The sequence below is a fragment of the Bacillus sp. NH11B genome (assembly GCF_001884205.1).
Lineage (GTDB): Bacteria > Bacillota > Bacilli > Bacillales > Bacillaceae_G > Bacillus_A > Bacillus_A proteolyticus.
In genome coordinates, this window is the sequence record NZ_MAOG01000108.1 from 18,183 (window position 1) to 29,994 (window position 11,812).

9 protein-coding genes are annotated in these 11,812 nt (G+C 38.2%); all 9 read right to left on the reverse strand.

The genetic code is table 11. The features are described from left to right. Positions 1–12 precede the first annotated feature (12 nt). Entirely contained in the window at positions 13–1,191 is a 1,179-nt protein-coding gene (locus tag BAU27_RS18645; protein WP_071747065.1) for an FtsW/RodA/SpoVE family cell cycle protein, read from the reverse strand. A 339-nt stretch (positions 1,192–1,530) separates the two neighbouring features. Further along, complete coding sequence (locus BAU27_RS18650) at positions 1,531–2,847, reverse strand: dihydrolipoamide acetyltransferase family protein (RefSeq protein WP_071771627.1); 1,317 nt, start codon at positions 2,845–2,847, stop codon at positions 1,531–1,533. Positions 2,848–2,862: 15 nt separating this feature from the next. Further along, positions 2,863–3,846 carry a 3-methyl-2-oxobutanoate dehydrogenase subunit beta gene (bfmBAB, locus tag BAU27_RS18655; RefSeq protein WP_000290071.1) on the reverse strand — a complete coding sequence of 328 codons (984 nt, stop codon included), beginning with the start codon at positions 3,844–3,846 and terminating at the stop codon, positions 2,863–2,865. 13 nt (positions 3,847–3,859) lie between these two features. Further along, positions 3,860–4,861, reverse strand: a complete 1,002-nt coding sequence (gene bfmBAA / locus BAU27_RS18660) for a 3-methyl-2-oxobutanoate dehydrogenase subunit alpha (protein WP_000852549.1) — start codon at positions 4,859–4,861, stop codon at positions 3,860–3,862. Positions 4,862–4,888: 27 nt separating this feature from the next. Continuing rightward, complete coding sequence (lpdA, locus tag BAU27_RS18665; protein ID WP_000090438.1) at positions 4,889–6,310, reverse strand: dihydrolipoyl dehydrogenase; 1,422 nt, start codon at positions 6,308–6,310, stop codon at positions 4,889–4,891. 4 nt (positions 6,311–6,314) lie between these two features. Further along, entirely contained in the window at positions 6,315–7,418 is a 1,104-nt protein-coding gene (gene buk, locus BAU27_RS18670) for a butyrate kinase (RefSeq protein ID WP_060632217.1), read from the reverse strand. An 87-nt stretch (positions 7,419–7,505) separates the two neighbouring features. After that, positions 7,506–8,606 (reverse strand): leucine dehydrogenase, encoded by a 1,101-nt coding sequence (locus tag BAU27_RS18675; protein ID WP_071747067.1) that lies wholly within the window; start codon positions 8,604–8,606, stop codon positions 7,506–7,508. Between the two features lie 35 nt (positions 8,607–8,641). Continuing rightward, a complete protein-coding gene (yqiS, locus tag BAU27_RS18680; protein WP_071771628.1) occupies positions 8,642–9,541 on the reverse strand; it encodes a phosphate butyryltransferase in 900 nt (299 codons plus the stop codon). Between the two features lie 195 nt (positions 9,542–9,736). After that, positions 9,737–11,809, reverse strand: a complete 2,073-nt coding sequence (locus tag BAU27_RS18690) for a sigma 54-interacting transcriptional regulator (RefSeq protein ID WP_071747070.1) — start codon at positions 11,807–11,809, stop codon at positions 9,737–9,739. Positions 11,810–11,812: the final 3 nt, after the last annotated feature.

Below are 11,812 nucleotides of genomic sequence, written 5' to 3' on the forward strand. Positions count from 1 at the left end.
GAACCAGCTTTTTTACTTAACCGAAAACATATATTTTTTATATGTTTTCCGTACCGATAATATGAGCCCCATCATAATCATATTCGAGAATAAGGAACTTCCCCCATATGATAAGAAAGGTAACGCAATACCTTTTACAGGCATTAATCCAACGATCATACCGATATTTTGGAATATTTGAACCGTTAGTATTCCTATTGATCCAGCACATAATAATGTACCAAATAAATTATCAGCAGAATAACCGATAATAATTGTTCGATATAGTAGTAATAGGAACAAGAACACAACTAACGCCGCTACTATAAATCCACCTTCTTCAGCAATTGTAGCGAAAATAAAGTCCGTGTGTTTCTCCGGAATATAGACGCTCCCTTCACCGTACCCTTTACCTTCCATACCTCCACTACCTACAGCTAAAATCGATTGCTGCGTTTGATAGCCTTCATTTGCATTTTCAAATGGATCTAGCCAACCTATAATACGTGATTGTTGGTGAGGTTTTAACAGAGTAACTAATTTATTAAAGAAGAAATCTGGATATTTTACAAATATAAATATTAATGTAGACAATATGGTCACCGGAATGACTGTACATATCGCAATTAATTTCTTTTGAATTCCTGACATAAATAAAATACATGCGATAGCTGCTGCATATAAGAACACCATCCCTGTGTCTGGTTGGCTATATACAACGGCCATAGGTGGAAGAGATACTAACATAATTTTCCCGACTAATTTCAAATCAGTTTGGAATGTCCGGGCCATATACTGAGCATTATGTTTCACCGCTAAACTGGCTATTATGAGTAGCAATGAAATTTTGAAAAACTCCGATGGCTGAATTTGTCCAGCTACTGGAAAAACAAACCATCTTTTTGCACCTAATTTTTCAGGTGTAAAACTGGAAACCGGTAGTATTTTCAAAAGAATAAGTGAACCAAACCCAGCGATATAAAGTGGCCAAGACAATTTTTGCCATTGATCTAAGTCGATGCTTGCAACAAGAAGTAACAATACAACCCCAATTATGTAGTTAACTCCCTGCTTCATAGCAAAGTTTGCATCTCCATACTGTCCAGTTTGCTGACTGCTATATATAGCGGCTATACTCGTAACACATAACGCAAACAAAATTAAAATTAATTTTACATCTAAACTCTTAAAAAACTCGGTACTTCTTTTCATGACATCCTCCTGAAACATTGTTACAGCAAAATAAAAAACCAGGAGTCAACATTCTTCATGTTTTGACGACTGATTACACATTATCTATAAAACACTTATATAGAATAACTCTCTTTTTCATACAATACAATATATTATACTACAGTTTCATCAGTAAGATTTGCCAAAAAAATTATTCTTTTCTTATTTTATATCTATATACCATATATCAGCAATGTATTTTCGTAAATTCCTAATACATAATCGTCCATTGTAAGATTACTGGGAAAAGTGTTGTACATATAGTAGGAGCAGAAGAAGAAATAAGATGATAAAAAGCTCGCCTAAGCGAGCTTTTTATTAATATATAGACGTATTATTTTCTGCCGTGTTTTCTAAAATTTCTTTTACACGTCCTAAGAACTTACCACAAATTAAACCATCAAGTACACGATGATCAAGTGATAAACATAAGTTAACCATGTCACGAGCACCGAACATACCATTATCCATAATTACTGGTCGTTTTACAATTGATTCAACTTGTAAAATAGCCGCCTGTGGGTAATTAATAATGCCCATAGATTGAACAGAACCAAATGATCCTGTGTTATTAATTGTAAATGTTCCGCCTTGCATTTCGTCCGCTTTTAACGATTTCGTGCGTACTTTTCCTGCAAGTTCTGTAATTTCACGAGCGATACCTTTAATTGTTTTCTCGTCCGCTTGTTTAATTACTGGTACAAATAACTCTTCCTCTGTTGCAACAGCGATAGAAAGGTTAATGTCTTTCTTCTGAACGATTTTATCGCCAGCCCACATTGAGTTAATTTGAGGGTATTCTTTTAACGCTTGTGCAACTGCTTTTACGAAGAAAGCAAAGAACGTTAAGTTAAAGCCTTCACGCTTTTTAAAGTCGCCTTTAATTGAATTGCGGTATGACACAAGGTTTGTCACATCTACTTCAATCATCATCCAAGCATGTGGCGCTTCGTGTTTACTACGTAACATGTTCGCTGCAATTGCTTTACGCACACCTGTTACTGGAATTTCGATATCGCCAGGCATTGTTGGAACAGAAACTGGTTTCGCAGCTTCTACTTTTTGTGCTACCGGCGCTGCTTTTGGTGCTTCTGGACGCGCTTCTACTACCGCTGCTACAGCTTCCTCTTTTTTCGCACCAGCTTGCGGAATATTTCCAGATTCCACTAGCTTTAAAATATCTTTACGAGTAATACGTCCATTTGATCCTGTACCTTCTACTAGATCTAAATCAACATTATGCTCGCCCGCAAGTTTTAACACAGCTGGTGAAAAACGTGGTTTTCCATCAGTTGGTTGTTTCGCTTTCGGTGCTTTTTCAGGCGTAGTTACTTCTGCCTTTGGTTCTTCTTTCGTTTTTTCCTCAACAGCTGTTGCAGCTACTTCATCTGCGCCTTCTACTTGAATGACACAAACAACTTCACCTACTGCTAACGTATCGCCTTCACCAGCGATTAGCTCTTTCACAATACCAGTGAAAGAAGATGGTACTTCTGCATTTACTTTATCAGTCATTACTTCTGCAAGCGGATCATACTTATTTACGTGATCGCCAACATTAACGAGCCATTTACTAATTGTGCCCTCTGTAACGCTCTCCCCGAGCTGAGGCATTGTAATATTTTCTACAGCCATGTATAGTCCCCCCGATTAAAATTCCGCAAGTTCACGCATTGCTTTTTCAACTTTATCTGGATTTACCATAAAGAATTTTTCCATTGTTGGTGCATATGGCATTGCCGGTACGTCTGGGCCTGCAAGACGTGCGATTGGTGCGTCTAAATCAAACAGACAATTTTCAGCAATAATTGCTGCCACTTCACTCATAATGCTTCCTTCTTTATTGTCTTCTGTTACAAGAAGAACTTTACCTGTTTTAGAAGCAGCTTCAATGATTGCTTCTTTATCTAATGGATACACAGTACGTAAATCAAGAATGTGTGCAGAAATGCCATCTTGTGCTAATTTCTCAGCTGCTTGAAGAGCAAAGTGAACACATAATCCGTACGTGATAACAGTAATATCATCACCTTCACGTTTTACATCTGCTTTTCCGATTGGTAATACATAGTCATCTTCTGGCACTTCACCTTTAATTAAGCGATATGCACGTTTATGTTCAAAGAATAATACTGGATCTTCATCACGAATTGCTGCTTTTAATAAGCCTTTTGCATCATATGGTGTAGAAGGGATAACAATTTTTAAACCCGGTTGGTTTGCAAACATCGCTTCTACAGATTGTGAATGATACAATGCACCGTGAACACCCCCGCCAAATGGCGCACGAATTGTAACTGGACAAGTCCAATCGTTGTTAGAACGATAACGAATTTTTGCTGCCTCAGAAACAATTTGGTTTACTGCTGGCATGATGAAATCAGCAAACTGCATTTCAGCGATTGGGCGCATACCATACATTGCCGCACCAATTGCTACCCCAGCAATTGCAGATTCTGCAAGCGGTGCATCAAGTGCACGATCTTCACCAAATTGATCATATAAACCGTGTGTCGCTTTAAACACGCCACCTTTTTTACCAACATCTTCTCCTAAAACGAATACTTTCTCATCGCGTTCCATTTCTTCGCGCATCGCTAATGTAATAGCATCAATATAAGACATTACAGCCATGAAACGTTCCCCCCTATTCTGCGTATACGTGCTTCAATGCATCTTCAGGTGCTGCATACGGAGCATTTTCTGCATATTCTGTTGCTTCATTTACGATATGCATAATTTCGTCTAACATTTGTTTTTCAAATTCCTCAGTTAACACGCCAGCTTCTTTTAAATAAGCTGCAAATGTTATAATTGAATCTTTTTTCTTTGCTTCTTCTACTTCTTCTTTATCACGATAAACACGATCATCATCGTCACTAGAATGTGCTGTTAAACGATATGATACTGTTTCAATTAAAGTTGGGCCTTCACCACGTCGGCCGCGGTCTGCTGCTTCTTTTACAGCTTTATATACTGCAAGCGGATCATTTCCGTCTATTGTATATCCAGGCATACCGTAACCAATTGCACGATCTGATACGTTTTTACATGCTAATTGTTTTTCAACCGGAATAGAGATTGCATATTTGTTATTTTCACACATGAAAATAACAGGTAGTTTGTGTACACCAGCAAAGTTTGCCCCTTCATGGAAGTCACCTTGGTTTGAAGAACCTTCTCCAAATGTAACGAACGTTACTAAATCTTTCTTCTCCATTTTTCCAGCTAGCGCAATACCAACTGCATGTGGTACTTGTGTTGTTACTGGAGATGAACCTGTAACAATACGATTTTTCTTTTGACCGAAGTGACCAGGCATTTGACGACCACCAGAGTTTGGATCTCCAGCTTTCGCGAAAGCTGACAACATAAGCTCTTTAGCTGTCATACCAAACGCTAGTACAACACCCATATCACGGTAGTATGGTAATGCATAATCTTTCTCTCTATCAAGAGCGAACGCTGCTCCAACTTGTGCAGCCTCTTGTCCTTGACAAGAAATTACGAATGGAATTTTACCTGCACGATTTAATAACCACATACGTTCGTCGATTTTACGTGCAAGTAACATCGTACGGAACATTTCTAATACTTGCTCATCACTTAAGCCAAGCTCTTCATGGCGCTTTTCTTTTACTTCTGCCATTTTTCATAACCTCCTAAATCCACATTTTTATGCGTGTAACGCTTTTCCATCTACAGCTAGTGCTGCTTCACCAATCGCCTCAGATAATGATGGATGCGGATGAATTGTATGTGCTACTTCCCAAGGTGTTGCATCAAGTACTCTTGCAAGACCAGCTTCAGAAATCATATCTGTTACATGTGGTCCAATCATATGAACACCAAGAATGTCATTTGTTTCTTCATCAACTACAAGTTTTACAAATCCATCTGATTCTCCGTATACAAGTGCTTTTCCGATTGCGCGGAATGAGAACTTACCTACTTTTAACTTATAGCCTTTTTCTTTCGCTTCTTGTTCTGTTAAACCAACAGAAGCAACTTCTGGACTGCTATATACGCATTTTGATACCATAGAGTAATCAATTGGTGTAACTTCTTTCCCTGCAATATGTTCTACTGCAACAATTCCTTCATGAGAAGCAACGTGAGCAAGTTGTAAGCCACCGATTACATCTCCAATTGCGTAAATATGAGATTCTTTCGTTTGATAAAACTCATTTGTTTGAATGTATCCTTTTTCCACAACGATATCCGTATTCTCTAAACCAATATTTTGCGTATTGGCTTGTCTTCCTACAGATACAAGCATTTTTTCTGCTTTAAATTCTTTATTCTCACCGTTATGTTCAGCTTGAATTGTTACTCCATTATCTTTTACCAATGTTTCTGGTAATACTTTTGCACCAGTCACCACTTTAATACCTTTTTTCTTGAACAGACGTTGCATTTCTTTTGAAACGTCCTGGTCTTCTAGTGGTAATATCGTTTTTGCATACTCTAACACTGTAACTTCTACACCGAAGTCAGCAAGCATAGATGCCCACTCAATACCAATTACACCGCCACCAACGATAATGATCGAACTAGGAAGCGTTTCCATTTTTAGGGCATGATCTGAAGACATTACATACTCTCCGTCTAACTCTAAACCTGGTAATGAATTTGGACGAGAACCCGTTGCAACAAGTACATTTTTTGGAATTAACATTTCATTCTCTTCTCCACTTGCAAGTTCAACTGAAATTGTCCCTGGCATCGGAGAGAAAATAGATGGGCCAAGAATACGGCCAATACCTTCAAACACATCAATTTTACCTTGTTTCATTAAATGTTGAACGCCTTTATGGAGCTGCGTTACAATCTTCTCTTTACGCTCTTGTACTTTTGCAAAGTTTAGCTCTACATTACTTGCAATAACTCCGAACTCTTCGCTTTTTTTAGCAGTCGCGTATACTTCTGCACTACGTAAAAGAGCTTTACTAGGAATACATCCTTTGTGTAAACAAGTACCACCAAGATTTTCTTTTTCAACAAGTGCTGTTTTTAATCCTAGTTGTGATGCGCGAATAGCAGCAACATATCCACCTGTACCGCCGCCAACGATGACTAAATCATATTCTCTTGCCATTATCTCAACCCCTAGCTACTGTTTGTTTTTCTCTTACAACATACTCTTTCGGCGCTTCTTCTTCACGTAATACACGAAGTGCTCCTTCTGCTAACGCTTCTAACTCATCTTCTCCTGGATGTACGATAACATCTGCAATCCAGTCCACTCGTTCTTTTATTTCATCGACAAGAATTTTACTGTATGCAAGTCCACCAGTTAATACGATTGCATCGATTTTCCCGTGAAGCACAGCACTAGCTCCGCCAATTTCTTTTGCAACTTGATATGCCATTGCTTTATAAATAAGAGTTGCTTCAGGATCACCTTTTTCAACCATTTGTTCTACTTTAATTGCATCATTTGTACCGATTAGACTTACAAGCCCACCTTGTCCGACAAGCTGTTTCACCATTTCGTCTCGGTAATACTCACCAGAGAAACACATTTCAACTAGTTGTCCTACTGGTACTGTACCAGCACGCTCTGGGCTAAATGGTCCTTCTCCGTTTAAACCATTATTTACATCGATAACTTTTCCTTTTTTATGAGCACCAACTGTAATACCGCCGCCCATATGTGTAACTAATAAATTTAAATCCTCGTATTTGTGATTTAATTGGTCAGCTACTTTACGAGCAACTGCTTTTTGATTTAATGCATGGAAGATACTTTTGCGTTCCATACCAGCAATACCACTTATACGAGCAATCGGCTCCATCTCATCTACAACGACAGGATCCACAATGAATGCAGGAATATTTAATCCAGAAGCAATTTCATAGGCTAAAATGCCTCCGAGGTTTGAAGCGTGATGACCACTAAACCCATTTTTCAAATCTTCTAACATCGCATCGTTTACTGTATACGTACCGCCTTCGATTGGACGAAGTAATCCACCACGCCCACAAACAGCGTTTAATTTTGAAATGTTAATACCATGAGAATGTAGAACTTCTAAAATCGTTTCTTTACGAAACTCATATTGGTCGATAATTCGCTTATATTTTCCAATCTGTTCTACGTCATGACGAATCGTTTCTTCTAGAACAGGTCTTTCATTATCAAAAACACCAATTTTTGTGGATGTACTACCTGGGTTAATAACAAGAATTCGATTTACAGACAATGTTGCTACCTCCACTAATAAATTTAAAAGGAAGTGGAAACCTCATAAGAGGTAACCACACCTTTTGTAAAAGTTATATATGAATGATTAGCGACGGCTAATAATGTCGTGACCGTTGCGTAAGTATGTGCTACGAGAGTTTTTCAAACTTGCAATGCGCTCTTCAGCTAGACGATCTGCTGCTACATAAGTTGCTATACCATCACGTTTTGAAATTTCGATTACTTTTGCAATTGTGTCATAGATAGACTCAACACGTTTTAGTGCACGTTCTCTATTGTATCCATATAACTCGTCTGCTACGTTAATTACGCCACCTGCATTAATAACATAGTCTGGTGCGTATACAATACCCATTTCATGAATGATGTCGCCGTGACGATCTTCTTTTAATTGATTATTTGCAGAACCTGCGATTACTTTTGCTTTAAGTTGTGGAATAGTTTCATCATTAACTGTTGCACCTAATGCACATGGTGCGTAAATATCACATTCAACACCGTAAATTTCATTTGGCTCAACTGCTGTTGCACCGAATTCTTCTACTGCACGTTGTACAGCTTCTTTATTAATATCTGTAACGATTAATTTTGCTCCTTCAGCGTGTAAATGTTTGCATAGGTGATATGCTACGTTACCAACACCTTGAACAGAAATTACTTTTCCTTCTAGACTATCTGTACCGAACGCTTCTTTTGCAGCTGCTTTCATACCACGGTAAACACCGTATGCAGTTACTGGAGATGGGTTACCAGAAGAACCGAATGAAGGTGAAATACCTGTTACAAAGTCAGTTTCTTCGTGGATAATATCCATATCATCTACTGTTGTGCCAACATCTTCAGCTGTAATATAACGTCCGTTTAATCCTTGAATGTAGCGTCCTAATGCACGGAACATCGCTTCGCTTTTATCTTTACGTGGATCACCGATAATTACTGTTTTTGCACCACCTAAGTTTAAACCAGCTGCTGCATTTTTGTATGTCATCCCTTTTGCAAGACGCAATGCATCTTCAATCGCCGCTTCTTCAGAATCATATGTCCACATTCTTGTTCCACCAAGAGCTGGTCCAAGTGTTGTGTCATGGATTGCAATGATTGCTTTTAAACCAGATTCTTTATCTTGACAAAATACCACTTGCTCATAATCATATTTTTCTAAGTATTCGAAGATTTCTAATGTCATTGTCGTTTCCCCCTAATTGTTTTACCCTATTTGGTTTATTTTGAAGCAGTCGCAACTGCCAATGCTAATGAATATACTTTTGTTTCTGCTGAATCAGCACGTGATGTTAAAACAATCGGTGCTTTAGCGCCAGCAATCATAGCTCCTACTTTTGCATCTGCAAAGTATACGAGTGATTTATATAGCACATTTCCAGCTTCAATCGTTGGGACGAGTAAAATGTCTGCCTTACCTGCTACATCACTTACTATGCCTTTATGTTCTGCTGCAATTTGTGATACTGCATTATCTAAAGCAAGTGGTCCATCAACGACACAATTTTTAATTTGTCCGCGGCGATTCATTTGAGTTAACATCGCTGCATCAATTGTCGCTTGCATCGCAGGATTAACAACCTCTACCGCTGCAATTGGCGCTACCTTCGGCAAATCTATTCCTATTGCCCGGGCAACTTCTACAGTATTTTGTATAATAGCAGCTTTTTGTGTTACATCAGGTGCAATGTTCATCGCTGCATCTGTAACAAAAATAAGACGATCGTAATTTGGAACTTCAAACGCTGCAACGTGTGAAAGTACGCTGCCCTTACGAAGTCCCCACTCTTTATTTAATACGGCTTTCAAAATATTTGCAGTTGGGATGTTCCCCTTCATAAGCACATCTGCTTCGCCATTTCTTACAGCTTTAACAGAAAGTTCTGCAGCCTCAGCACTTGACTTTACTGCAATCACTTCAATATGTTCTGAAGTTTGTAATCCATGCTCTTGTAGCATCCCCATTATTTTTTCTTGATTTCCATATAGACGAAATTGAGCTAGCTGTAATTTAATTGCTTTCGCTACAGCTTCAATTACTTCATGATCTTCAGCTACTGCTACAGCCACAGTTTTTTTAGGCTGTCCTGCCGCTTGATCAATTAAATGTTCTAACTTCATATTTTGTAATCAACCCTTTCCGTCGTCCCTCGTCTATTCATTAAGCAAATACCGTGCCAACTTTCAAAAGTGGTCTTACCAATAATGAAAACGCATTCAAAATGCAGTAAAATCAATACTTTGGAAAATAACGAAATATTCTGTCTTGTTTTGTCGCTTTTTGTATACCATGCAATAAATTGCACGGTACGCAATTTATTGCATGCTATTTTTTGCACAGTCGTACTTTTCTAGCTTGTAATATAAGTTTCGAACTGAAATTCCTAACGCTTTTGCAGTCTTCGTTTTGTTCCCGTCAAATTTATCTAAATATTCACGGATAATATTCCCCTCAAATTCTGTCACTAGGTGTTCAAGGGCCTTCTCTTCTAATTCAGGTAATAAATTATTTTGTTTCGTCTCTACTTGTTCTTCTTTATGTAAAGGCGGTAAATGATGTACGTCAATATATATCTCGTTATAATTCATAAAGATAACAGCTCGTCCTAAAATATTTTCAAGCTCCCTAACATTTCCTGGCCATTCATATGATTGTAAATACGAAATGGCTGAATCGGTGAGCCCTTCTACATTACGACCATAATCTTGATTAATTTTTTGAATTAACCTTTCTGCAATCGCTGGTATGTCTCCTTTACGCTGACGAAGGGAAGGAATTTGAATCGGGATTTTATTTAAACGATAATATAAGTCCTCTCTGAACTTTCCTTCTAAAATAGCTTTTTCTAAATTCACATGCGTCGCAGCGATCACTCGAACATTAATAGGTATCGCTTTCGTTCCCCCTACTTTCACAATTTCTTTTTCTTGTAGTACACGAAGAAGCTTCGCTTGCGTATTTGCAGATAACTCTCCGATTTCATCTAAAAAAATACTTCCATTATTCGCTTCTTCAAAGAACCCTCGTTTCCCGCCTCTTTTCGCTCCAGAAAACGCGCCTTCCTCATAACCGAATAATTCACTTTCTAATAATGTCTCGGAAATAGCAGCACAGTTTACTCGGACGAACTTATTGTATTTTCGATTACTACCGTTATGAATAGCGTGTGCAAACAACTCTTTCCCTGTACCTGATTCCCCTCTAAGTAATACCGTGGCTGGTGTATTTGCTCCAAGTTTTGCTTGTTCAATAGCTGCCGTCGTTTCATCTGAATCGCCAACAATATCATCAAATGAATATTTCGCTTCTAACGTTCGAATAATTTGTCTTGCCCTATTCAATTCATTTGTTAACTTTTGAATTTCTGATACGTCGCGAATTACCCCGACGCTTCCTTTCAATATTCCATCAACAATAACTGGCGCTACGTTTACAATTACATCCCGCTTCTTTTGCCCAATCTTCATATGTATTCCTCGTACCGCCCGGCGTGTCCGGAGTACTTTCATATGCATACTTTCACCTTCTACAATATCAGTTGTAGCCGGCTGCCCCAGAATATCTTCTTCCGTCAAACCCGTTAACTTCGTATAAGCAGGGTTTATAACTAACCCTCTTCCTTTCTCATCGACAACCGAAATCGCTTCTTCAGATGAGTTAATAATTGCCTCGAGTAGCGTTTGAATTTCTTTTAAGTCTGTAACTTCTTCCGCTAAATCTACAACTTCTGTAATATCTTTAAAAATCGCAAATGCCCCTTGAACCTCTCCACCTTCTTTTAATATCGGTATACGCGTTGTAATGATCTTCTTGTCATTTTCTAACGTCAGTTCATAGTTCACTTCTATTTGTTTCGTACGTATAATACGAAGCAACTTACTCGTTGGAATAACTTCTAAAATATATTTCCCTACCGCTTCTTCTTTTTTATATCCGATAATACGCTCTGCGCTTTTGTTAAACAGACGGACTTTTCCCTCTCGATCAATAACAATCATACCGTCATGTGTAGAATTTAAAATTAATTCTCCTTGTTGCGTTTGTTCCTCTAACTGTCCAATCAAGCCTTCCTTCTCATGCGCTAATCTCGTAACAATTTTCGCAATATCCCCTGGTATAAGAAGAGTATCTTTATGCTTACTTTCCAATAACACTTTATGTAAATCATAATCACCTGTCATATCAAACATTACATCAATATGCATAGAAAGAAACGGAGTTACACTATCACCAATCGAAATCCCATATTCCTTTGCGATTTGTAATCCTTTCGCAATTGGATTAATATCAATAACCCCTATAATTTGAAATATATTCGAATTTTGCAACAGACTTAGCAGCGTACTCCCACCTTCACCTGCTCCAACAATTAACACATTTTGTTTCATACA